Origin of the sequence: Marinobacter sp. KM021 (genome assembly GCF_050707965.1) — a bacterium.
GTDB lineage: Bacteria > Pseudomonadota > Gammaproteobacteria > Pseudomonadales > Oleiphilaceae > Marinobacter > Marinobacter shengliensis.
Genome location: NZ_CP136129.1, coordinates 4,539,263 through 4,562,647 on the forward strand (window position 1 = coordinate 4,539,263; position 23,385 = coordinate 4,562,647).

Consider the following 23,385-nt stretch of genomic DNA (forward strand, 5'->3'; position numbering starts at 1 on the left):
GTCGGAATAAATGACGCGGAACTATGCCGCCGAAAGGCCCAAATGTCAAGGCCGGCGGCGCAGTAATCCCCGTGTTGAAAAGGCCTGTGATACACTCCCGCATCGCCTGCATTGGGCCTGAACCGGCTATGGCTGGCACCTTGCGGATTACCGAAACGCCATTCCGGCCTGAACCCTGGATTTCTGGACGCCCATCACCATGTCATCGGAACCTCAACCAATAGACTCTCAGCCCCCAGTTCAGGAGCCCCCAAAAGCGCCCGGCTTGCTGCGTTCATCCGGGGTGGTTGGCGTAATGACCATGCTATCGCGGGTGCTGGGGTTAGTGCGGGATATGGTGATTGCTCGCTATTTCGGGGCGGGTACCGCGGCGGATGCCTTCTTCGTGGCGTTCAAGATTCCCAACTTCCTGCGCCGCCTGTTTGCCGAAGGCGCCTTTTCCCAGGCCTTCGTGCCGGTGCTGTCGTCCTATCGGGAAAATCGTGACATCTCCGAGGTCAAACGCCTGGTGGATGCGGTGGCAGGTTCTCTTGGCCTGGTGTTGCTGGCGGTGACGCTGGTCGCCATGCTGGGTGCGCCGGTATTGACCTCCATCTTTGCCCCGGGCTTTCTCAGTGATGACGTCAAGTTTGCCCTGGCCAGCGATATGCTGCGCATCACGTTTCCATATCTGCTTTTGATCTCTCTGACCGCGTTTGCTGGCGGTATCCTGAACAGTTATGACCGGTTTGCCATTCCCGCGTTTACCCCGGTATTACTGAATCTCGCCATGATTGGGTCGGCCATCTTCCTGGCTCCCCTGATGGATGAGCCGGTGATGGCGCTGGCCTGGGGCGTATTTATCGCCGGTGCCTTGCAGCTGTTTTTCCAGTTACCGTTCCTGATGCGCCTGGGGCTGCTGCCCAGGCCGAGGGTGGACTACAAGCACGAAGGGGTCAGCCGGATTCTCAAGCTGATGGCTCCAGCGTTGTTTGGCGTGTCGGTCAGCCAGATTAACCTGTTGCTGGACACCGTGCTGGCGTCGTTCCTGCAAACCGGCAGCGTATCCTGGCTGTATTACTCTGACCGCCTGGCGGAACTGCCGCTGGGGGTATTCGGCATTGCTATCGCCACGGTGATTTTGCCCAGCCTGTCCCGCAAGCACGCGGCCGCCTCGAAAGACCAGTTTGCCGCCACCCTGGATTGGGCCGTGCGCGCGGTGCTGTTGATTGGTGTGCCGGCAGCGCTGGCACTGGCACTGTTGGCGGAACCGCTGATTGCCACCCTGTTTCATTATGGTGAGGTGACCGATCGGGATGTGGCCATGTCGGCCCAGAGTCTCCGGGCATACTCCGCTGGCTTGCTGGCGTTCATGTTGATCAAGGTGCTGGCCCCCGGTTTTTTCTCCCGGGAAGACTCCAAAACCCCAGTGAAAATCGGCGTAATTGCCATGGTTGCCAATATGGCCTTCAACCTGGCGTTGATTGTACCCCTGGCTCATGCTGGCCTGGCGCTGGCGACTTCCATTTCGGCCTGGCTGAATGGCTACCTACTCTGGCGCGGATTGCGCAAAGAGGGCGTCTGGAAAAGCCAGCCGGGCTGGCCCAGGTTCCTGATTCAGTTGTTGGTGGCCAATGCCGCCCTGGCTGCGGTGGTGTTCTGGCTGAATGCCCCGGTGGCAGACTGGCTTGCCGCCAGTGGTCTGCAGCGGGCCATCGATATGGGGGTTCTGGTGGTTGCCGGGGTGGCGGCCTATTTTGTGGCTCTGGCCCTGGTGGGTGTGCGGGTTCGCCAGTTCCGCCAGAAGTAAGCAGCCTCAAGATTTCTACCGCACCCCAGCATGAGGTATAATCGCGCGTTTTCTCACCAGCGCATCTCGCTTCTCGGGCAGGTGCGCCACAAAGCCAGCTGGCAAGTTAAGGTTCGCAGTACATGCGTCTGATTCGAGGCCTGACCAATCTTAAGCGCCTGTCCGGGCAAGCGGATTCGCCGCTCGCCGATGGCTGTGTGGCGACCATCGGTAATTTCGACGGCGTGCACCTGGGCCACAAAACCATTATTGATCAGGTGAAGCAGAAAGCCGCTGAGCTGGATGTGCCCGCGGTGGTGATGATTTTTGAGCCTCAGCCCCGGGAGTTTTTCCAGGGTGCTGACGCGCCACCACGACTCATGCCGTTCCGCCAGAAATTTGAGGCGTTGTTGGCCGAGGGCGTGGATGTGGTGCTGTGCATCCGTTTCGACGAGCGATTCCGCAGCTATTCTGCGATGGGCTTTGTGGAAGACGTGCTGATCCAGGGCCTGGCGGTGCGCCATCTTGTGGTGGGTGATGACTTCCGTTTTGGCTGCGACCGGGCCGGGGACTTCAGATTGCTGGAGCAGGTGGGCCAGGAGCATGATTTTACCGTCGAAAATACCCGCACTGTGACGGTAGACGGCGAGCGGGTAAGCAGTACCCGCGTGCGCAATGCCCTGAATGTGAACGGCCTTGAGGAAGCGGAACGGCTGCTCGGGCACCCTTACCGCATCCATGGCCGGATTGTGTACGGGCGCCAGTTGGGCCGGCAGATCGGTGCCCCCACAGCCAACATCCTGCTGCATAAGATGCCGGCGCTGCGTGGTGTGTACGTGGTGCGGGCCCGGCTTGAAACCGGTGAATGGCGCGATGGCGTGGCCAATATCGGCCTGCGGCCCACGGTAGACGGCAAGCGGCCATCACTGGAAGTGCACCTGTTCGACTTTGCTGGCACACTTTATGGCCAACATTTGGAAGTGGTGTTCCGCCATGGCCTGCGGGACGAAGTGAAATTCGACTCTGTTGACGAACTGAGGCAACAGATCGCCCGGGATTTTGAGCATGCCCGGGCCTGGCTGGCGAATAACCCCGCCACGTCGGAAACCTGATTCAACTGACCAACTAAAGAGTACGCACACAAACATGAGCGACTACAAGCATACCCTGAATCTGCCGGAAACCGCGTTTCCCATGCGCGGTAACCTGGCCAATCGCGAGCCGGAGATGCTCAAGCGGTGGCAGGACCTGAACGTCTACGGCAACCTGCGCAAGCAGCGTGAAGGCCGGGAAAAGTTCATCCTGCACGATGGCCCTCCTTACGCCAACGGCAGCATTCACATCGGGCATGCGGTCAACAAGATTCTGAAAGACATGATCGTGAAATCCCGCAGTTTCATGGGCTATGACGCACCCTACGTGCCCGGCTGGGATTGCCACGGCCTGCCCATTGAACACAAGGTGGAGCAGGAAATCGGCAAAGCCGGCGTGAAGGTGGATTACAAAACCTTCCGCCAGGCCTGTCGCGATTACGCTATCAAGCAGGTTGAAGGCCAGAAAGCCGATTTTATTCGCCTGGGTGTGATGGGCGAGTGGGACAAACCCTACCTGACCATGGACCCGAAAGTTGAAGCAGGCATTGTGCGGGCGCTGGGCAAGATCGTGGCCAAGGGCCACCTGGTACGTGGATTCAAGCCGGTTTACTGGAGTGTGGTTGGTCAGTCCGCACTGGCAGAAGCGGAAGTTGAATACCAGGACAAAACCTCTACCCAGATCGACGTGCGTTTCACTGCCGTGGATCAGGACGCAGTCCTAAACGCTTTCGGAACCGACGGCGGCCAGGGCGATGTGTCGGTTGTGATCTGGACCACCACCCCCTGGACCATCCCGGCCAACCAGGCGGTGTCCATCGGCGCCGATCTGGAATACGCCCTGGTGCAACTGGATGCCGGCAACGGCCCGGAGCGCCTGATTCTGGCCACCGATATGGTGCAGAGCATCATGGCCCGCTGGGGGGTGGAAGATTATCAGGTGCTGGCCAATGTGGTCGGTTCAGCGCTGGAAAACCAGCTATTGCACCATCCGGTGTATGACAAACAGGTTCCGGTGCTGCTGGGCGACCATGTCTCCCTGGATGCCGGTACCGGCGCAGTCCACACCGCACCAGACCACGGTATGGAAGACTTTGAAGTAGGCAGGGCCTACGGCATTGGCACCATCAACCTGGTGAAAGCTGACGGTACCTACACCGAAGCGGCTGGCGAGTTTGCCGGCGTGCACGTATACAAGGCCGACGAGCCCGTATGCAGCGCCCTTGAGCGTGAAGGTAAGCTGGTGCGCTCGGAGAAATTCCGCCACAGCTACCCGCACTGCTGGCGGACCAAAACCCCGCTGATCTATCGGGCCACGCCCCAATGGTTCATCAGCATGGACAAGCTCAATCTGCGCGCCGATGCTCTGGAAGCCATCAAGGGCATCCGCTGGGTGCCATCATGGGGCCAGAATCGTATCGAGGCCATGTTCGAGCAGAGCCCGGACTGGTGTATCTCCCGTCAGCGCACCTGGGGTGTACCGATCACCTTGTTTATCCACAAGGAGACCCAGGAACTGCATCCGAACACCCAGGAACTGATCGAGAAGGTAGCCCAAGCGGTGGAAGCCGGCGGCATCGACGCCTGGTACGACATTGACCAGAAGGAACTGCTGGGCGCAGATGCCGACCAGTACGAAAAAGTAATGGATACCCTGGATGTCTGGTTTGATTCCGGTGTCACCCACGACTCTGTTCTGAGAGTGCGGGAGGAACTGGGCCAGTTCCCGGCCGATCTGTACCTGGAAGGCTCCGACCAGCACCGAGGCTGGTTCCAGTCGTCCCTGAAAACCTCCATCGCCATGAATGGCGTGGCCCCGTACAAGCAGGTGCTGACCCACGGCTTCACCGTGGACGCCAAGGGCTACAAGATGTCCAAGTCCATGGGTAACGTCATCGCACCACAGGAAGTGATGAATGAGCTGGGTGCAGACATTCTGCGCTTGTGGGTTTCCGCCACCGACTACAGCGGCGAGATGAGCGTCTCCAAGGACATCCTGCGCCAGACGGCAGACGGCTACCGCCGTATCCGTAACACCGCCCGCTTCCTGCTGAGCAACCTGACCGGGTTTGATCCGGAGCAGCACACGGTGGCGCCGGAAGACATGATCGCCCTGGATCGCTGGATGGTGGACCGTGCCCTGCAACTGCAGAACGAACTGCACGAAGACTATGGTAACTACGCCTTCCTGCGGATTTACCAGAAGGTGTACAACTTCTGTGAATCCACTCTCGGCGGTTTCTACCTGGACATTATCAAAGACCGACAGTACACCACCCAGGCCGACAGTCTGGCACGGCGTTCCTGCCAGACGGCGCTCTATCATGTAGCCGAAGCCCTGGTACGCTGGATTGCCCCGATCCTGAGCTTTACCGCCGATGAAATCTGGCAGCACCTGCCAGGCAAGCGCGGCGACACCGTGTTCTACGAAACCTGGTACGAAGGCCTGACCGCTCTGCCGGAAGACTTCGAGCTGGGCCGGGACTACTGGCGCGAGATCTACGCGGTAAAAGAAGCCGTCAACAAGTGCCTGGAAGAAGCCCGTGCCCGTGGCGAAATCAAAGGCTCCCTGAGTGCGGAAGTTACTTTGTACTGTGAAGGTAGCCTGGCTGAGCGCCTGAACCACCTGGGTGAAGAGCTGCGCTTTGTGCTGATTACCTCAGAAGCTACCGTCAAGCCGGTGAGCGACGCAGCGGGTGCAGAGCAAACCAACCTCGAAGGCCTGTTGGTGAAAGTCACTCCGGCCGCCCATGCCAAGTGCGAACGCTGCTGGCACCACCGCCAAGATGTGGGTGCCAATGCGCAGCACAGCGACCTGTGCGGCCGCTGCGTCACCAACGTGGAAGGCCCGGGCGAAACCCGCGCCTACGCCTGATGGACGCTGTGATGACTGAAACCCGTGTGGGTAGTAAATTGAAATGGTTGTGGCTGGCGGTGCTGGTGATTGCTCTGGACCTGGGTACCAAGGCTCTCGCCACCGCCATGCTCACGTACGGTAACCCGGTACCGGTGATGCCCAGCTTCAACCTGACCCTGCTGCACAACACGGGCGCTGCTTTCAGCTTCCTGGCGGATGCCGCCGGCTGGCAGCGCTGGTTCTTCGTAACCCTGGCCATCGTGGTCAGCGTGGTACTGGTGGGCTGGCTCAGAAAACTGCAGAGCCACGAAACCTGGATGGCCATCGCCATCGTACTCATCCTTGGTGGCGCCCTTGGTAACGTCTACGACCGGGTAGTGCATGGCTACGTGGTGGACTTCCTGCATTTCTACTGGCAGGACTGGCACTTCCCGGCCTTCAACCTGGCCGACACCGCCATCACCATCGGTGCCGCCATGATGATACTCGACGCATTCCGCAAACCCGCTGACGACAGCGGCGATGCCAACCGGAGCAACTGATTCCCATGAAAGACCTACCTATCGACAAGGGAACCCGCGTAAAACTCCACTTCGCCCTCAAATTCGAGGATGGCGAAACCGTGGACACCACCTTCGATAAAGAACCGGCCACCCTGGAAATCGGCGACGAAAACCTGCCGGAAAATTTCGAGGCTTACTTGATGGGCCTGAAAGCCGGCGATCACCAAACCTTCCAGGTGCCGCCGGAAAAAGCCTTCGGCCAGCACAACCCCAGCAACGTACAGACTTTCAAACGGCACGAATTCAGCGCCGACATGGTTCTGGAGCCCGGTGTAGTGGTGTCCTTCGCCGACGCGCGCCAGCAGGAACTGCCCGGTGTGATCAAGCGGGTGGAAGGTGATCAGGTGGATGTGGACTTTAATCACCCGCTGGCAGGGCATACACTGAACTTTGAAGTAAAGATCATTGATGTGGAGCCGGCTGGGCCTACGCATTGATGGCCAAGGCGCGGCCCTGAACAGCTAACTCGAATATAGCGGGATGCGGGGAGGAGCTTTCAGGGACTGTCTGCAGCAGGGATGCTGCAGTCAAGCGTACACGGACGTATTCACAGCGTGTCCCTGAAAGCTCCTCCCCGCAGCACGCGGGCGACCAACTCCACCAGGCGGAAACTCCAAAGGCAAGATGATGCAAATCCGACTCGCTAACCCCCGTGGCTTCTGTGCCGGCGTAGACCGCGCCATAGAAATCGTAAACCGCGCCCTCGACGTATTCGGCGCCCCCATCTACGTACGCCACGAAGTCGTCCACAACAAATTCGTCGTCGACAACCTCCGTAACCGCGGGGCCATCTTTGTCGACGAACTGCATGAAGTGCCAGACGACAAACTGGTGATCTTCAGCGCCCACGGCGTGTCCCAGGCCGTACAGAACGAAGCCACCCGCCGTGGCCTGAAAGTCTTTGACGCCACCTGCCCACTGGTTACCAAAGTCCACATGGAAGTCATGCGCTACAGCCGCGACGGCCGCGAGTGCATCCTCATCGGCCACCATGGCCACCCGGAAGTGGAAGGCACCATGGGCCAGTACGACCACAGCAACGGCGGCGACATCTACCTGGTAGAAGACGAAGCGGACGTACAAAAGCTGGAAGTGAAAGACCCCAGCCGCCTCGCCTACGTCACCCAGACCACCCTCTCCATGGACGACACCGCCCGGGTTATCGACGCCCTGCGCGCCAAATTTCCGGAAATCGAAGGCCCCCGCAAAGACGACATCTGCTACGCAACCCAGAACCGCCAGGATGCCGTAAAACAACTTGCCGGCGACTGCGACCTGATGCTGGTTGTCGGTTCCCCCAACAGCTCCAACTCCAACCGCCTGCGGGAACTGGCCGAACGCATGGGTACCCCGGCGTACCTGATAGACGAAGCGGCCCAGATAGAAGCTGAATGGTTAGACGGCAAGAGTGCTGTGGGCGTTACTGCAGGTGCTTCGGCACCGGAAGTGCTGGTGGCGGATGTGATTAGCCGGCTGAAGGAGCTGGGTGGGGAAGAGCCGCAGGAAGTGACGGGTAGGGAGGAGAATATCGTGTTTTCTATGCCTAAGGAGTTGCGGATTGATGCGATTAATGTGTGAGCTGCGTCAGATTACAAAAGACTGATTTCCGCTCGTCAGTCCTAAACCGCCATTTGTCGATGACATCTGGCGGTTTTTTTTGGCGACTTTATTCTGTAAACATGAAAAATTGTTCAGGGAGCTGGCTTATGCGCAGTATCAACGCGCAGCGAGGATTCACATTAATTGAGTTGTTGGTTGTGATCGTGTTAGTCGGCATAACTGCGGCGATCGCTGTGCCTAATTTCGGCCGGCTGATCGATTCCAGTCAGCGCTCGGCAGCCGCAAACGACATGTCTGGCTTGCTTAATTTTGCGCGATCAGAGGCGATTCGTCGTGGAAATCGGGTCGCGGTTTATGCAAGAGATACCAACGATACAAGTGCGGGGTACGCTGTGTGTGTTCAGGCTGACATAGCGGCCTGTAAAGCGGGCACGGCTGGTCCGGATCAGCTGTTAAGAACCACCAACTCGCTTTCTGGCAGCGTGTCCATAAGTCAGATTACGCCCTCCACAGCTGCCGATCTTATTTTCAGTGGTCGCGGTATGGCCAGTCAGCAGTTCGATTATCGCGTATGTGGTCAGTCTGGTACTGAAGCAGTTGATCTTGAAGTGAATGTCGGTGGTCAGGTTCGAATCAACAATAACACCAACATAAGCTGCCCTTAAGGAATGGATGTTGTGAAACGCAAAAATACCCAATTGCCGGTTAATGAGCAGGGATTCTCCCTGATTGAGGTTTTGGTGGCCGTACTGGTTCTGGGGATCGGATTGCTGGGTGCTGCGGCCCTACAGTTGTTGTCTTTGCAGAATATCAGCAATGCCGAGCTTCGAACTCAGGCGACTTTGTTTGCTCAGGAACTGACCGAGTTGGCCAGGACGACCAATACTCCGTCTGACTTCGAGCAATCCGGCGGCAGCACGGCTTCTTGCTCATCGTTGTCTGGACAGTTCCAAGTTTGGTGTGAAGCTATGTCACACACTATGCCCGGAGCGACGTTCGACTCTAGCTGGGATGGCACGACAAATGAATTTACGGTTGAGGTGATCTGGCCAGAGCGCATCATGTATCCGGATGCAACGGCAACACCCGGTGCCGGTGAAGCCACATCAGACTACACATTAGTCACGAGGTTCCAGTGATGAAGGACTTGGGTAAACAGGCAGGTTTGACGCTCGTTGAGCTTCTTATTGCGTCGGTGCTGGGCTTACTTTTGACACTGGGTGTGGCTCAACTCTTTGTTAGCGGGAGCGATACGTTCCGTTTGGCGGAGTCGATCGGGCGCATGCAGGAATCTGGTCGACTGGCTCAGGATATTTTAGGTAGAAGTGTTCGGAGTACTGACTACTGGGGATGCCTAAGCGCAGATAGAATCCGGAGTGTGGTGGATGAAAACCATGGTAGTTACGATCCAGATTTGCACAATTTCGTCGACCCTCAGGGTATTCAGTTCGATATAGGTGATGGAACTACGGCGGCTACGGGGACTGTCCTGATCCAGCTCAAGGGTATGCGAAGTGTTGCATTGCCTGTGGATACGAGTGCAGGCGGAACCAATGGGGCGCCGATCAGTGGTAGAACAATTCCTTTGCAGTCACTGTCAGCAGGCCAGGTCAACAAAGGTGGGTTTGCCATGCTAAGTGATTGTGATGATGCGATTGTTTTCAGGGTCTCCGACATAGATCTTGCCAACAACACAGTAGATCTGGCAGCGACTATCACCGATTCCGGTGGAAATGCTGTTGTCCCGGGCAATGAAGCAGCAGGGAGCTGTAGCGACAGCTCCCTGCCAAACTGCTTTCCGGCGACACTTGCCGGTGGTGAGCTTTTCACGGGTTACGTAGAGCGCTACTACATCAGAGACGATAATGGCCGGAGGTCATTGGTTTTCGACGGATTTGGGCCTACCGGCGTTATCAATCGTCAAGAAATTGTGTCTGATGTTATCGATATGCAAGTGCAAGTTGGCTCGGGCCCAAGGGGAGACAACGTGATCAATAATTGGCAAACGGTTAATGCCGGTAACTTAACAACTGTCAACGAAAAATCAGTCACTTATGTTAAAGCTGCTCGCATCAGCCTTCTAGTGCGTAGCCAGGAGGATGGTGTGGCTGGGTCATTGCAGGATGTCTGTTATCCGGCCTGGTCAAATTGCACGGCTGGTAATAACTGGACGCCCGCCAACACGGCTGACCGCCACTATTATCGGGTTTACACGTCAACTTACAGCATTCGAAACCGTCTTTTGGATACATCGCCATGAGTCATTTGAAAACTTGGATGCCAGCCAATCGATTCCCGAAGCAGCAGCGCGGCGCGGCTCTACTTGTAAGTCTGGTCATCTTGCTGGTTCTGACGGTACTTGCTCTTTCGAGCATGCAGGGCACCTCCACCCAGGAACGGATGGTTTCGGCTCAGCGAGACGCTCAGATCGCCCTTGAGGGCGCAGAAGCGGCGTTGTTGGCAGCTGAAGCGGAGTTGAGCGGTGGTACGCTCCCCACATTTAGTGCCGGTGCCGGTCTTTACGATGAGAATACCGCCGCACCGACAGATTTACTGAACCCCCAAACCTGGGCTGCGCCGTCTGGAGGTGGAAATGGAAATGGCACAAGACAGGCTTCGATGCCTCAGCTAGACGGCGTGGATCTTCTGGCGGAGCCGCCGAGGTACTTTATCAAGGAAACGCCTGCAACTGGCTCAACGACCAACAGTGGATTTGGTCTGGGCACCGGAGGCGTGGCCGATGGGGTTCAGCAGTCGACATCGAACGGACGGGTTTTTCGGGTAGTCGCTTACAGCAGCGGTGCATCTGGCGAGGCTGGTCGAGCGGTTGAAGCCTATGTTATCCGAGCCCAGTAAACATTGCGTGACAGATCACGTGGAGAGTAAATATGAACGTTAAAAATTTCTTCCGACAAGGCCTGAAGAGCAGTCTGGTCGCAATGTTTGTGGCTTGGCCAGCGATCGGCTGGTCGGCGACTGTCGCAGACCGTCCTCTGTTTATTGACGCTGCGGTTGATCACAATCTGATGTTTGTGATCGATGATTCAGGGAGTATGGATTACGAGGTCATTGCTCCCAGTGTTGGTGTGCAGGGAGACATAACCAATTACTATCTGTTCGATCCGGGTTACGACCGACCCTATAAAGATGGTGATCGCCTGTATAATAGCTGGTACAGCTTTCAGAAGCGTTATTATTATCTTCGGTCTGGCACCTACAATCTGCAGTATTATGATCCAGGCGCAGAGTACAAACCGTGGCCGTCTGGCGCAAATAACACGTTTGCGGACGCAGATATCACAGACGCCAGAATGGATGCTGGTTTTGGTAATCGATCTGAGAGCTACGACCTGACAGCGACGAATACACTCGGTCTTGGATCAGATGATATTCCAGCGACCTTTTTTGTGGTTAACAAAACCGCAGAAGTTTTTGAGACTAGTGAACGTTACCAGCAGTGCTCTTCAAGTTGGGACGGTATTACCAACGACGGTTACTGCTATCGCCGCGAGTGTAATAGGTGGCGCTGCTCGAGAGATTGGCATTATGATTATATCTATGCCAATAGTCGACAGCCCGTAATCACCGATGAAACCAAATTGCTCTCCTGCTCAAACATAGAGTCAAACGAATACACGGACTGGCGTCAGGAAAACAAGACCTACCTTTTCAAGGATGCTTCCGGAAACGTTATCCCTTCACGGAAGATGGGGTTTGCCCCGGATGGAACCTGCATTCAGCGACTCGAGTTGGTCAATGACGCCAACGGCGATAACAAAGCCGAGGTTTATGCCGCTCTGAATGGCACCGGTTCTGTGGATGACTTTTTCGCAGAACAACAGCAAAACTTTGCCAACTGGTTTTCGTACTATCGTCGTCGCCATCAGGTAATACGGGGTGCTGTCGCGGAGTCGGTAAAAAACCTGGAGAACATGCGGTTGGGGATTTTCTGGATCAACGACAGTTCTCCCAGCGTTACCATGTACAATTCGGACTCTAGTGGAGAATCCTTTTTGGATGCCAACTATGGGCGATTTGTGGATGGTACATATACAGGACTAGGCACTCCGAATCGTGAAGCCCTTGATCGCGCGGGTAAGCTGTTTGCTGATGAGAATGTTCGGGGGACACTCGAGTGCAGAAAGAACTTTGCACTTTTGTTTACCGATGGATACTCCTCGAATCCGGGCAGCAGCTGGAATTTCGGTAATGCCGATAAAGATGCGGATGCGCCGTTTGCGAATAGCAAGTATTCCGGAACCCTCGGCGACGTAGCTTACTACTACAACCAGGGGTTGAGAACGGCAGCTGGAGCTATTCTTCCGGGTGGCGAAATGCGTGTGGATGCGGCCTGTGGAACAGGTGCAGAAAAGCCTTGGATGGATTGTAACCGGGACTTCCACATGAACACCTTCACAGTGGCTCTGGGTATGAAGGGGGACAAATTTGCGGGGCGTGGCTATTCCAAGGTGATTGATGCCCACAACAATCCGCCCGATTGGGGCAGCACAAACATGAACAGCTTCGGTGGCGAGTCGCAGATTGATGACTTGTACCATGCGGCGGTTAACGGCAAAGGCGAATATTATGATGCCCAGTCAACAACAGAACTTGTGAAGGCTCTGAAAGCCGCAATTGATGATGTCCAGCAGCAACAGGGAAGCGGTTCGAACGTCAGCTTTAATACGACGTCGTTAAAAAGTGGTGGCTATATTTTCAGCGCTCAGTTTACCTCCCAGATCTGGACCGGAACGCTGAAAGCCGAGGCTATTGACAAGGATGGTGTTGTGTCCAGCGAAAAATGGGATGCAGCGACGATTCTGAATGCCAGAGATCTTTCAACCGACCCACGCCTTATTCTGACCAATAATGGGAGTGGCGTTACCTTTGATTGGGCAAACCTGACCACCACCCAAAAAGCAGATCTTAAGGCGGGTGGCTCAGATGCACTGGGGCAAGCGCGTTTGTCTTTCATCAAGGGCAATAAGGTTACCAGCGCGGAGGGTGTAACCTTCCGGGATCGCAAGAGCCGCTTGGGCGCCATCATCAATTCGGCACCGGTGTATGTCGGTGAGCCTAACCGTATCTGGCCGGACAAAACGATGTTTGGCGCGACACCATACAGTGCGTTCAAGACCAGCAAGAAGAGTCGCACGAAAGCGGTTTATGTTGGTGCGAACGATGGCATGTTGCATGGCTTTGATGCCGATACCGGCGAAGAGCTGTTGGCCTACATTCCGGGTTTCCTGTATTCGACGAATGCAAACAAAGGTCTGAGTGCCCTGACTGATCCTAACCTGGATTTCCAGAGTTATGTGGATCTGCCGCTTAACACCTCTGATGTATACGCTAATGGCGCCTGGCGCTCCATTGTTATCGGTGGCTCGCGGGGCGCTACACCGGGCATTTTCGCTCTGGACGTCACGGATCCATCCAGTTTCTCGGCGGCCAATGCCGGATCCACGGTAATGTGGGAATTCTCCGGTGACAACAACCTCGGTAACATGACGGAGGCTGTTCAGATTGCACTACTCAAGTGGGCAGACGGTGATTATCGATGGAGTGCCGTATTCAGTAATGGCTACGGCGCACCAAGCGGAAAGAACGGGCTGTTCGTGCTCGATATTGAAAACCCGGGTAACTATGAATTCATCGAGGTTGCAAACGGTGCCGGCCTGTCGGCGCCGCGTCTGGTTGATTTCATGGATGTGAATGGCGACCCGAACAGTGATGGTGTTGCTGATCGCGTCTACGCTGGGGATCTTGAAGGCCGTTTGTGGGCCATCGACCTCAGTGGTGGCAAAAATAGCTGGGGCGTTCTTTATAATGGTGATCCACTGTTTGTGGCTAAGGATAATCTGGGTAATGCTCAGCCGATTACCGCGCAGCCTGATATAGCCCGGAATAATTACAAGAAAGACTTGAATGACCCCAACTTGTTGGTCTTCTTTGGTACCGGTAAGTATCTGGACGCATCAGATATCCCGGCTGCGGGAGCTACGTCGCAAACCCAGACATTCTATGGCATCAGCGATCGTGGAACGTCTGTTGATGGTAATGGCAATCCCTTAGCCAGAGATGACCTGGCAATGCGGACGTTTACCGGTGGTAGCATAATGGTTGATGGAGAACCGCGGCCGGTCCGCAAGACGGACGGTGCCGCCCTGGATTGGGCAACCAAATTCGGCTGGTATGTGGATTTACCAAGCTCTGGTGAGCGGCTTTCGGAGGCTCCTGTAGTGCGCGGTAATTACGTTGTCTTCGCATCCACCATTCCGGTGGGCGGTGATCCGTGTGGCGGTGGCGGTAGCTCCTTCCTGACGGCGCTCCAACTGGACGGATCAACAGATTCCAGCAAGTCGATCATCGATGTGAATAATGATGGCAAGCTCGACGGCGATGATCAGGGTTGGGCTGGAGTGTACTACGGAGATGGTATTATTACCGGCCTTTCGTTCATCGATAACTTGTTGATTGCCCCCGACACGGCCGCAAACAAAACACCGTTTTTGACTGACTTCGGCGCCGGTCTCAGTGGTACCCGGCGAGTAGGTTGGCATGAGCTCATTGACTAAAACAGGATCAACTATGAACGATGCATTAAACGCAGGACCGGGCTATGCCCGGCCTGCTGAGGAACGCGGTTTTACCTTAATTGAGCTTATGATCGTGGTTGCCATTGTTGGTATCCTCGCAGCCATTGCGTATCCCTCTTATCAAAGCTCGGTCGAGAAAAGCCGTCGTTCCGATGCGCAGGCTGCGCTAACTGCGTTCAGCGCTGCTATGGAGCGCCATTACACGGATAACGGAAATAGCTATCTGGGAGCTGCGGCTTCGGGCGCTGATACTGGCGCTCCTGATATCTTTCCCACACAGGCCCCGCTCGATGGTTCCACCAAGTTTTACGACCTGACTATCGGTGCCGCGACTCGAAATACCTATACTTTGGTTGCTACACCAAAGGGAGCGCAGGCCGGCGATGGTGCACTGCGCTTGTTCTCAAATGGCGTTCGTGAATGGAATAAGGATGGTGCTGGTTCCTGGGTGGAGTGGAATCAATAACCCTATGCGCCTATGGGCAAGTTATGTTCCGCCCATAGGCGTCTTCGACTATTCCGTCATTGTCACTATCCCTTGCCAGAATTGGTCTTCCCCCCATATTGATTCTGATCTGGAAGGCTTGTCTCGGGTCGCCATCTTTGGGACACCAGAGTAGATGTCCGATACTTTCCCGCGCCATTCCCGTCGATCTGAACCCAAAGTGCTTTCTGATTCCTGTTCTCCCGTAGAGGTAGCCTTGGGAGGGGGAGGGCAGCACCCGAAGGATGGCTTCTGATGAAGTAAGATGCCGGGATCGTGATGGGTCGACAAATATTGTGATGGGCTTGTTCCAGTCTGTAGAACATTTACCGTTTGTATCTAGTGGGCACAAGGTAATATTCGCGCTTCTGGTGATGGCCTCAGTTCTGGCGTAGCTTATGGCAGTCAGTAGCTGGTGCAGAGTGTCCTTACGATGGCTATTCTCGATGAGTTTGCCAAACGAGGGGAGGCCGATACCGAGCGCGATGATCAGTATGGCGATAGTAAGCAGCAACTCTATAAGGGTGAATCCCTGATAATGTCGTTTTTTCATTTTTACGTCCTTGTGATTGGTAGTTTAGCTCTCGTCCTGAGAGTCGCGTGAAATTATCTACTCCATCCCCAACTTCTTCAACCGATACCGCAACGCCCGAAAACTGATCCCCAATCTCTTGGCCGCCGCCGTCTTGTTCCACCGGGTTGCCTCCAGTGCCTTCTCAATCGCCTGCCGCTCGATGTTCTCCAGGAAGCCCTCCAGGTCTATCTCCCCCTCAGGCACAGGAGCAGGAGCCTCCGATGTGCCGGTGTCAGAGCTGCGCTCCGATACCGGGGTTCCGGGGATAGCACCACCTCCCAGATGCAAATCAGCCGCATCAATCAAATCTTCATCACACAGGGTAAACGCCCGCTCTAGAATATTTTCCAGTTCCCGCACGTTGCCGGGGAAATCGTACCCCTGCAGGCGATCTATTGCGGCTGGCGTTAGTTTGGCCGGATCGCATTCGTACTCTCGGGCGATGCGCTGCAGAATATGGTCGGCCAGCAGGGAAATGTCTTCCGCCCGCTCGCGCAGAGGCGGTACTGCCAATTCAATCACGTTAATCCGGTAGAACAGGTCCTGACGGAAGCTGCCTTCTTGCACCAGTTCCGGCAGGTTTTTGTGGGTGGCGCTGAGTACGCGGATATCTACTGGCACTTCCTTGGTGTCGCCCACCGGGCGCACGGCTTTTTCCTGAATGGCGCGCAGCAGCTTTACCTGCATGGCCAGGGGCAGGTCGGCGACTTCGTCCAGGAACAGGGTGCCGCCGTTGGCGCTTCGGAACAGGCCCTCCTTGTTTTCGACTGCACCGGTAAAGCTGCCTTTCTTGTGGCCAAAGAACTCGCTTTCCATCAGTTCCGAAGGGATGGCGCCGCAGTTCACAGCAATGAACGGGCCATCGGCCCGCGGGCCCTGCATGTGGATCATGCGGGCGACCAGTTCTTTTCCGCTGCCGGACTCGCCGCTGATAAACACCGGCGCCTGGCTGCGGGCCAGTTTTCGGGTCTGGTTCCGCAGCTTGCGGATTTGTGGGGACTCGCCGAGCAGAAGTCCGGGCTCGTCAGCTTCGGGGCTATCCTGGTTCTTGGGTTCGCTCAGCTTCAGGGCGCTGTTCACCAGTTCCCGCAGGCGGGGCAGTTCCACGGGCTTGGAGACAAAATCGAAGGCGCCGGCTTTCAGGGATTCGATGGCGGTGTCCATGTTGCCGTAGGCAGTGATTACGGCCACCGGCGTGCAGGGGGCGTGCTGCTGAATCCAGTGCACCAGGTCTATGCCATTGCCATCGGGCAGGTTCATGTCGGTCAGGCACAGTTGGGGCTTGTGTTGTTCAAGTAAGGCCCGGGCTGTGGTCAGGTCCGGTGCGGTGTAGGTGGTAATCCCCATGCGGGTGAGGGTGATTTCCAGCAAGTCCCGGATATCCGGTTCGTCGTCAACAATCAGCGCTGTTTGGTGTGTCATTATTTGTGTTCGGTTCCCTGTTGAATGTCAAACGCCCGATGCCCCGCGCCCCGTTCAGATCATCCGCCCGGGATGCGCGAAGGTAATGCGAAAGCGACAGCCTGGCTGCTCATCTTCCACCAGCGACAAATGCGCCTGGTTGGCCTCGCAAAGTTCCCGGGCCAGGTACAGGCCAAGGCCGGTTCCGCTCTTGTCGGTGGTGAAAAAGGGCTCAAATACCGAGTGTCGGTGGTCCCGTGCGATGCCGGGGCCGAAATCCCGTACATCCACGTAAGCCCGCTCGCCATCGGCGGTGGCGCCAACCACTAATTGTATCCTGTTTTGGCCGGTCTGCTGTTTGCTGTAGCGCAAACCATTGTCACACAGATTCACCATGACCTGTTCAATCTGGCTCTTGTCAAAGCGGGCAGGCGGTACGGCATCGTCTGCCAATAGCTCAATAACGGCTTTGGAGCCGTCGTCTCGGGTCTGCTGGAAGTCCCGGGTGAATTCGCTAAGCCAGTCCCTCACGTCCACTTGCTCTGAGTTGGCGGCCCTGCGCCGGGACAGGTCGAGTACGTTTTCAATGATGCCGTTCACCCGCTTCGAGTGCCGGCGAATGATATCCAGCATCTGTTTGTCGCCTTTGTCCAGGTTGGGCGACTCCTCCATCAGCTGTGCTGCGTGGCTGATAGCCCCGAGGGGGTTGCGGATCTCATGGGCGATGCCGGCAGTCAGGCGCCCTAGCGACGCCAACTTCATTTGCTGGGCTTGCTGGGTGACTTTGCTCATATCCTCGATGAACACCAGAATCTGGTCGCCCCGCTCCTGATCCAGTTGGGTAAAGTTGGCCTGTAGCAGGGGGGAGGTGGGCGACGCCTGAAACGGTTCGATGCGCATGTTGGGGTTTTTCAGCCAGGCCTCCAAACCTTTGCGCAACGGTTTGGGCAGCAATCGGTTTTGGTGCTCTGCACCACCCTGGCTGTTGACCGAACCGAAAAGCAGCTCCTCAGCCGCTGCGTTAGCCAGTCGGACCTGTCCAAAACGGTCCAGTACGAGAATGCCGGTTCGCATGCGCTGGATGATCTGCTGGTTGATCTGCTCCAGCTCCGCAATGCTTCGGGCCCGGCTGGTGGCAAGCGCCTCGCTGCGCATCATACGCTTCGAGATGCCTTGCAAAACGAAGGCAGCGGCAAAATAGAGGATGCCCAGTGAGCCGGCGCGAACAATGTCGTCCGCGGATTCGTTGATCACCAGCACCGCCCAGCCGGAAATGCCAAGGGAACAAATAGCTGCGAGCGCAGCGTAGAAAGTGCCCATGCGGCTGGGATTGAGGATGTTCCCGGCGGCAACGGAGACAATGACCAAATTGGCGAGGCCGTTGGTGATGCCGGTGCTGGCCAGCAACAGCCCATGCATTATCAGGATATCGATCAGGATAGACAGCGTGATGTGCCGCTGCCGTGGCTGCAGCCCGGCCAGCAGCGTTAGACCAACAAAGGCATTGATGGCGAGATAAGACACCGCGCCTGCCTGGTAATAATCCAGCCAGCGAAATTTGGAATCGGTGGTGAATGGGTCCACAAACAGCAGGCCGACCAGCATCAGGCTGATCACCAGCCGGTAATGATTGTAGATGCGGAACAGCCTCACCTGTTGATGGTGTGCTCGTGGCCCGAAAGGAGAGCGCGCGGCTGTGGCTGAAGATGCGTCGGTTACCATGGGTATGGTTATCTGCCTTTGGTCAGGAGAAATCCTTGTCTATGGAGGGTTATAATAGCCTTTTAACGGCAATAAGTTACAGGAGCCCTGATCATGACGGTAACCGGTACAACCACCGAAGACACTGCTGCGCCCCGTAAGCTACGGGTGGTGATGGCCCAGCTGGATTTTCTGGTGGGGGATATTCCTGGCAATACCGACTTGATCATTCAGGCCACCCGTGAGGCAGCGGAGCAGCATCAGGCCGATATCGTGCTGTTTCCGGAGCTTTGCCTGACAGGGTACCCGCCGGAAGACCTGTTGCTTCGGCCGAGCCTGGATTTGCGAGTGCAAGAAGCGCTTGAGCGTTTGCAGCAGGCGAATCTGGCCCCCGCCATGGTCATTGGTGCGCCTCTCCGCTCGGCGGGCTTGCTCTATAACGCGGCAGTGATCATCGAGGCCGGGGAAATCCGGGGCCGTTATTTCAAACGCTGCCCGCCGAACTACCAGGTGTTCGATGAGAAGCGCTACTTTGCCGAAGGTTCGCAGACCCTGGTGGTCGACATCAAAGGAGTTCCGGTGGGTATCACCGTGTGTGAAGACCTCTGGAAAGATGGCCCCCTGGAAGATGCGGCAGCCGCTGGCGCCCAGTTGGTCCTGAACCTGAACGCGTCTCCCTACGACATCGACAAGCAGGCCCGCCGCAAGGCGTTGCTGGAGCGAAAAGCCTCGGAAAATCGCGTCAGTATCGTCTACGTTAACCTGGTGGGTGGGCAGGACGAACTGGTGTTTGATGGAGGTTCGATGGTTTATGACCACTCCGGCACCTTAAAAGTAGAGATTCCCCAGTTCACCAACGGCCTGTTTCCGGTGGATTTTCTGTGTGAACACCACTGCCAGCCGGTGTCTCAGCCACTGCCTCCGGAGCCGTCACTGGAAGCGAATGTTTATAACGCGCTAGTCACCGGTGTTCGGGACTACGTTAATAAAAACGGTTTCAAGTCTGTGGTGCTTGGCTTGTCCGGCGGCATTGATTCTGCGGTCACTCTCGCAGTGGCGGCGGATGCCCTGGGCAAGGAGCGGGTGCGGGCGGTGATGATGCCATTCCGTTATACGTCAAGCGCCAGCCTGGAAGACGCGGAAGCCCAGGCGAGGGCTATGGGCGTTCAGTACGATGTGTTCTCCATTGAGCCCATGTACGACACCTTTATGGCAACCCTGGCGAAACCCTTTGAGGGCACGCGCCCGGACACCACGGAAGAAAACCTCCAGGCTCGCCTGCGCGGCGTGTTGTTGATGTCCCTGTCCAACAAGTTTGGCTCTCTGGTACTGACCACCGGTAACAAGAGCGAGATGGCGGTGGGCTACTCCACGCTCTATGGCGATATGGCCGGCGGCTTCGATGTGCTGAAAGACGTACCGAAAACGCTGGTGTTCCGCCTGGCCTGGTACCGCAACAGCTTGGCACCGGTTATTCCCGAGCGGGTCATTACCCGCCCGCCGTCGGCAGAGCTGGCGCCCGACCAGAAAGACGAAGACAGCCTGCCCGGCTATGACATCCTTGACCAGATTCTGCATTTTTATGTAGAGCGGGATTACAGTGCTGAAGCGATTGTCGCGGAGGGGTTTGACCGTGCGGATGTAGAGCGGGTGCTGCGCCTGGTGGATATCAATGAGTATAAACGGCGCCAGGCGCCAATTGGCGTGCGCATTACCGAGCGGGGCTTCGGTAAGGATCGTCGCTATCCGATCACCAATGGCTGGAAGCTGGGTTTCTGATTGCTTCCCCTTGAAAGAAATAAGGGCCGGTGGCGAATGCTTCCGGCCCTTTTGACATCTGGATGATTACTCGTCGCCCATCAGGCCAAAGGTAACCACATTGGTGAGCGAGCGATTCTGGCGGCGCAGGCGGTCAGACTGGAATTCGCCGTTCTCATCAAACGCCTCGCTATTGGGGAAGTTGGTGCGCAGGGTGGCAATGGCATCGCTGGCGCCTTTTTTCAGGTCCATTAACCGGAAGGTATCGGCCAGCAGAATCAGGGCCTCTTCAACGGATGGTGAGGACGGGTAGTTCTCCACAACAAAACGGGCCCGGTTGTTTGCAGCGATGTATGCCTCACGCTTGATGTAATAGCGGGCGGCGTGCAGCTCAAGTTCCGCCATCCGGTTGCGTACGGCGATCATACGCTGGCGGGCATCCGGGGCGTATTCACTGTCCGGGAAGCGGTTCAGCAGTTGGGAGAAATCCCGGAAGGCCTGCAGTTGCTCGCCAGGGTTTCGGGCGGCAACATCAATGGCGAAGTATCGCGCCGCCAGACCGATATCGAGATTATAGGAAGCAAGGCCGCGCATATAGAGCGCGTAGTCCAGGTGTTCGCTCTGCGGATTCAAACGCATGAACCGATCGGCTGCCGCCCGAGATCCCTCAAGGTCAAGATTCTGGTAACGAGCGTAGATCAGGTCCAACTGGGCCTGCTCGGCATAACGGCCGAACGGGTAGTAGGTTTCCAGGGCATCCAGGTTCTGCTCGGCTTCATTGAAGTTGCCGGAGTTCATCGCCTTTCGGGCATTGTCGTAATAGGTCTTCTCCGGCAGCACTTCCACGTCTTTTTTGGAGGCGCAGCCGGTGGCCAGCGCTATCATTGTGGAAAGTAGCAGTAATCGGACAACTGATCTCATGCCGGAATCCCGTATAATGGTCACAACTTGAATGAATTTCGCATTGTAGCAAAAAGAGGCTGAATGTCTTCCAATAACCGGATTACCGGACATTACATAGTACCCCCGCAGCTCAGCGACAAGCGCCTGGACCAGGCCGCCGCCGAGTTGATGCCCGAGCATTCCCGCTCGCGCCTGCAGTCCTGGATCAAAAGTGGCGCCTTGACCGTTAACGGCGCCGTTCGCAAGCCCAGAGACAAGGTGATGCTGGATGACGTTCTCGACCTGGATGCCGAGCCGGAAGTGCAGGTGACCTGGGAAGCCGAGCCCATCAGCCTGGACATTGTCTACGAAGATGAGCACCTGCTGGTGATCAACAAGCCGGCGGGCCTGGTGGTACATCCTGCCGCCGGCCACGCCGATGGCACCCTGGTCAACGCACTACTCAATCATGCGCCAGAGGTAGAGAACCTGCCCCGGGCCGGCATTGTTCACCGCCTGGATAAGGACACTTCCGGCATCATGGTGGTGGCTCGCAGCCTGATAGCCCACACCTCCCTGGTGGACCAGCTGCAAACCCGTACCATGGGGCGGGAATACGAAGCCGTGGTCGTCGGCTCGCTGACCGGAGGTGCCACCGTAGACGCACCCATCGGCCGACACCCCCAGGATCGCAAGCGCATGGCGGTGGTCCCGTCCGGAAAGCCGGCGGTCACCCACTACCGGTTGCTGGAACGTTTCGCCGCCCATACCCATATCCAGTGCAAACTGGAAAGCGGCCGAACCCATCAGATCCGAGTACACATGACCCATGTGCGCCACCCCCTGGTGGGCGACCCGGCATACGGCGGCCGCCTGCGCCTACCCAAGGGCACCACAGAAGAACTTCGCCAGGCGCTGGCTGCGTTTAGCCGCCAGGCCCTGCATGCCAGAAGGCTGACTCTGGAACATCCGGAAACCGGCGAAACCCTCAGCTGGGAAGTGCCGCTGCCGGAAGACATGGTCCAACTCATCGAAGCCCTGCGCAAGCACGCCCGGGAGCTGGAAAACAGTGATTTCTGACAACAACACCCTGACCCCGAGCTGGCGCGCGCCAGCTCATGTGCGGGCCCTGTGCACAACCCGAAAAGGTGGCATAAGCCTGCCGCCCTGGGAAACACTGAACCTGGGCGGACACGTCAACGACAACCCGGACCACGTGGCCGAAAACCGCAGCCGCCTGGCCGGATTTATCGGCCTGGATGCCAACAACATTGGCTGGCTCAACCAGGTACACGGCACCGGCGTGGTAGAACTCACGCCAGATAACGTTGGGGCGATCCCCGAAGCCGATGCCAGCTACACCCGGCAGCCCGGAATCGCCTGCGCCATCCTCACCGCCGACTGCCTGCCCGTCATCCTGGCAGACACCGACGGCACCGTCATAGGCGCCGCTCACGCCGGCTGGCGTAGCCTTTGCGGCGGCGTACTCGAAAGCCTGATCACCGCCATGGCGGTACCCCCGTCCAACCTCCAGGCCTGGCTCGGCCCCGCCATAGGCCCCGACAGCTTCGAAGTCGGCCCCGAAGTCCGTCAGGCCTTTCTCGAACACAACCCCGATGCTAGCAAGGCTTTCATTCCCGCAAAACAGCGTCCCGGCCACTACCTGGCCAACATCTACCAACTTGCAAGTCAGCGCTTGAAAGCAGCCGGCGTTAGGTCCATCTCTGGCGGCAGTTTGTGCACTGTTAATGACAGCGACTGGTTCTTCTCGTATCGAAGAGACGGTGAAACCGGAAGAATGGCGACGTTGATCTGGATGAAATCATAATCAAGCCCAAGACGTCTCGGGCGAAAAACTCCGAAGCATCGGGCTGGGGCAGGGAGCGCTTTCCAGAACTGTCTGCAGCAGGGATGCTGCAGTCAAGCCTACAGGGAAGTATTTACGGCGTGTTCTGGAAAGCGCTCCCTGTTCCAGCCCCGACGACGTAATAGCATGCCCGTAACGAACCAAACTCCACGCCAAGACTAATCGCCGTCAAATTTCTGACGAAATAGCCCCCAGCCAACTTGAAGTCCCCCAGGTTGCCCCTACACTAATTCTCAAAGCAACACGAATACCCTTCACCAACCACCAACTGGTATTCGCACAA

Annotated in this window: 19 protein-coding genes; 15 read left to right on the top strand and 4 right to left on the bottom strand. The window is 56.8% G+C overall.

Going from position 1 to position 23,385, the window contains the following annotated elements:
- Window positions 1-199 precede the first annotated feature (199 nt).
- The 12 genes from murJ to RVM24_RS21270 all read left to right on the top strand — a co-directional run bounded on the left by murJ (window position 200) and on the right by RVM24_RS21270 (window position 14,901).
- Complete coding sequence (gene murJ, locus RVM24_RS21215) at window positions 200-1,789, top strand: murein biosynthesis integral membrane protein MurJ (RefSeq protein ID WP_431474720.1); 1,590 nt, start codon at window positions 200-202, stop codon at window positions 1,787-1,789.
- Between the two features lie 122 nt (window positions 1,790-1,911).
- Window positions 1,912-2,880 (top strand): bifunctional riboflavin kinase/FAD synthetase, encoded by a 969-nt coding sequence (gene ribF, locus RVM24_RS21220; RefSeq protein WP_431474721.1) that lies wholly within the window; start codon window positions 1,912-1,914, stop codon window positions 2,878-2,880.
- Between the two features lie 34 nt (window positions 2,881-2,914).
- On the top strand, window positions 2,915-5,734 hold the full coding sequence (gene ileS / locus RVM24_RS21225) for an isoleucine--tRNA ligase (protein ID WP_431474722.1): 2,820 nt from the start codon (window positions 2,915-2,917) through the stop codon (window positions 5,732-5,734).
- A complete protein-coding gene (gene lspA, locus RVM24_RS21230; RefSeq protein ID WP_061332361.1) occupies window positions 5,734-6,258 on the top strand; it encodes a signal peptidase II in 525 nt (174 codons plus the stop codon). Before ileS ends, lspA begins: the two co-directional genes overlap by 1 nt.
- Window positions 6,259-6,263: 5 nt before the next feature.
- Complete coding sequence (gene fkpB, locus RVM24_RS21235; RefSeq protein WP_420195177.1) at window positions 6,264-6,716, top strand: FKBP-type peptidyl-prolyl cis-trans isomerase; 453 nt, start codon at window positions 6,264-6,266, stop codon at window positions 6,714-6,716.
- Between the two features lie 190 nt (window positions 6,717-6,906).
- The gene (gene ispH, locus RVM24_RS21240) at window positions 6,907-7,857 is read left to right on the top strand and encodes a 4-hydroxy-3-methylbut-2-enyl diphosphate reductase (protein WP_431475425.1); all 951 of its coding nucleotides are present in this window, start codon (window positions 6,907-6,909) and stop codon (window positions 7,855-7,857) included.
- Window positions 7,858-7,985: 128 nt separating this feature from the next.
- Window positions 7,986-8,504 carry a GspH/FimT family pseudopilin gene (locus RVM24_RS21245; RefSeq protein WP_431474723.1) on the top strand — a complete coding sequence of 173 codons (519 nt, stop codon included), beginning with the start codon at window positions 7,986-7,988 and terminating at the stop codon, window positions 8,502-8,504.
- Window positions 8,505-8,516: 12 nt separating this feature from the next.
- Entirely contained in the window at window positions 8,517-8,978 is a 462-nt protein-coding gene (gene pilV / locus RVM24_RS21250; protein ID WP_431474724.1) for a type IV pilus modification protein PilV, read from the top strand.
- Window positions 8,978-10,099, top strand: coding sequence for a PilW family protein (locus RVM24_RS21255; RefSeq protein ID WP_431474725.1), 1,122 nt, complete (start codon window positions 8,978-8,980; stop codon window positions 10,097-10,099). The genes pilV and RVM24_RS21255 overlap by 1 nt, the downstream gene beginning before the upstream one ends.
- Window positions 10,096-10,695, top strand: a complete 600-nt coding sequence (locus tag RVM24_RS21260; RefSeq protein ID WP_431474726.1) for a PilX N-terminal domain-containing pilus assembly protein — start codon at window positions 10,096-10,098, stop codon at window positions 10,693-10,695. Before RVM24_RS21255 ends, RVM24_RS21260 begins: the two co-directional genes overlap by 4 nt.
- Window positions 10,696-10,727: 32 nt before the next feature.
- Window positions 10,728-14,414 carry a pilus assembly protein gene (locus RVM24_RS21265; protein WP_431474727.1) on the top strand — a complete coding sequence of 1,229 codons (3,687 nt, stop codon included), beginning with the start codon at window positions 10,728-10,730 and terminating at the stop codon, window positions 14,412-14,414.
- A 13-nt stretch (window positions 14,415-14,427) separates the two neighbouring features.
- Window positions 14,428-14,901 (top strand): type IV pilin protein, encoded by a 474-nt coding sequence (locus RVM24_RS21270; protein WP_431474728.1) that lies wholly within the window; start codon window positions 14,428-14,430, stop codon window positions 14,899-14,901.
- A gap of 10 nt (window positions 14,902-14,911) precedes the next feature.
- Here RVM24_RS21270 and RVM24_RS21275 read toward each other — a convergent pair whose 3' ends face one another.
- The 3 genes from RVM24_RS21275 to RVM24_RS21285 are packed head-to-tail and all read right to left on the bottom strand — an operon-like array spanning window position 14,912 to window position 18,616.
- Window positions 14,912-15,472, bottom strand: coding sequence for a GspH/FimT family protein (locus RVM24_RS21275; protein WP_431474729.1), 561 nt, complete (start codon window positions 15,470-15,472; stop codon window positions 14,912-14,914).
- A gap of 57 nt (window positions 15,473-15,529) precedes the next feature.
- On the bottom strand, window positions 15,530-16,915 hold the full coding sequence (locus tag RVM24_RS21280; RefSeq protein WP_431474730.1) for a sigma-54-dependent transcriptional regulator: 1,386 nt from the start codon (window positions 16,913-16,915) through the stop codon (window positions 15,530-15,532).
- Between the two features lie 54 nt (window positions 16,916-16,969).
- Window positions 16,970-18,616, bottom strand: a complete 1,647-nt coding sequence (locus RVM24_RS21285) for a sensor histidine kinase (protein ID WP_431474731.1) — start codon at window positions 18,614-18,616, stop codon at window positions 16,970-16,972.
- Window positions 18,617-18,709: 93 nt separating this feature from the next.
- Between RVM24_RS21285 and RVM24_RS21290 the strand changes: the two genes are divergently transcribed.
- On the top strand, window positions 18,710-20,374 hold the full coding sequence (locus RVM24_RS21290; protein WP_431474732.1) for an NAD+ synthase: 1,665 nt from the start codon (window positions 18,710-18,712) through the stop codon (window positions 20,372-20,374).
- A 66-nt stretch (window positions 20,375-20,440) separates the two neighbouring features.
- On the opposite strand, the gene RVM24_RS21295 is transcribed toward RVM24_RS21290, so the two are convergent.
- Window positions 20,441-21,274, bottom strand: a complete 834-nt coding sequence (locus tag RVM24_RS21295) for an outer membrane protein assembly factor BamD (RefSeq protein ID WP_152437349.1) — start codon at window positions 21,272-21,274, stop codon at window positions 20,441-20,443.
- Window positions 21,275-21,337: 63 nt separating this feature from the next.
- Between RVM24_RS21295 and rluD the strand changes: the two genes are divergently transcribed.
- Complete coding sequence (rluD, locus tag RVM24_RS21300; RefSeq protein WP_138438110.1) at window positions 21,338-22,315, top strand: 23S rRNA pseudouridine(1911/1915/1917) synthase RluD; 978 nt, start codon at window positions 21,338-21,340, stop codon at window positions 22,313-22,315.
- The gene (pgeF, locus tag RVM24_RS21305) at window positions 22,305-23,063 is read left to right on the top strand and encodes a peptidoglycan editing factor PgeF (RefSeq protein WP_431474733.1); all 759 of its coding nucleotides are present in this window, start codon (window positions 22,305-22,307) and stop codon (window positions 23,061-23,063) included. Before rluD ends, pgeF begins: the two co-directional genes overlap by 11 nt.
- Window positions 23,064-23,385: the final 322 nt, after the last annotated feature.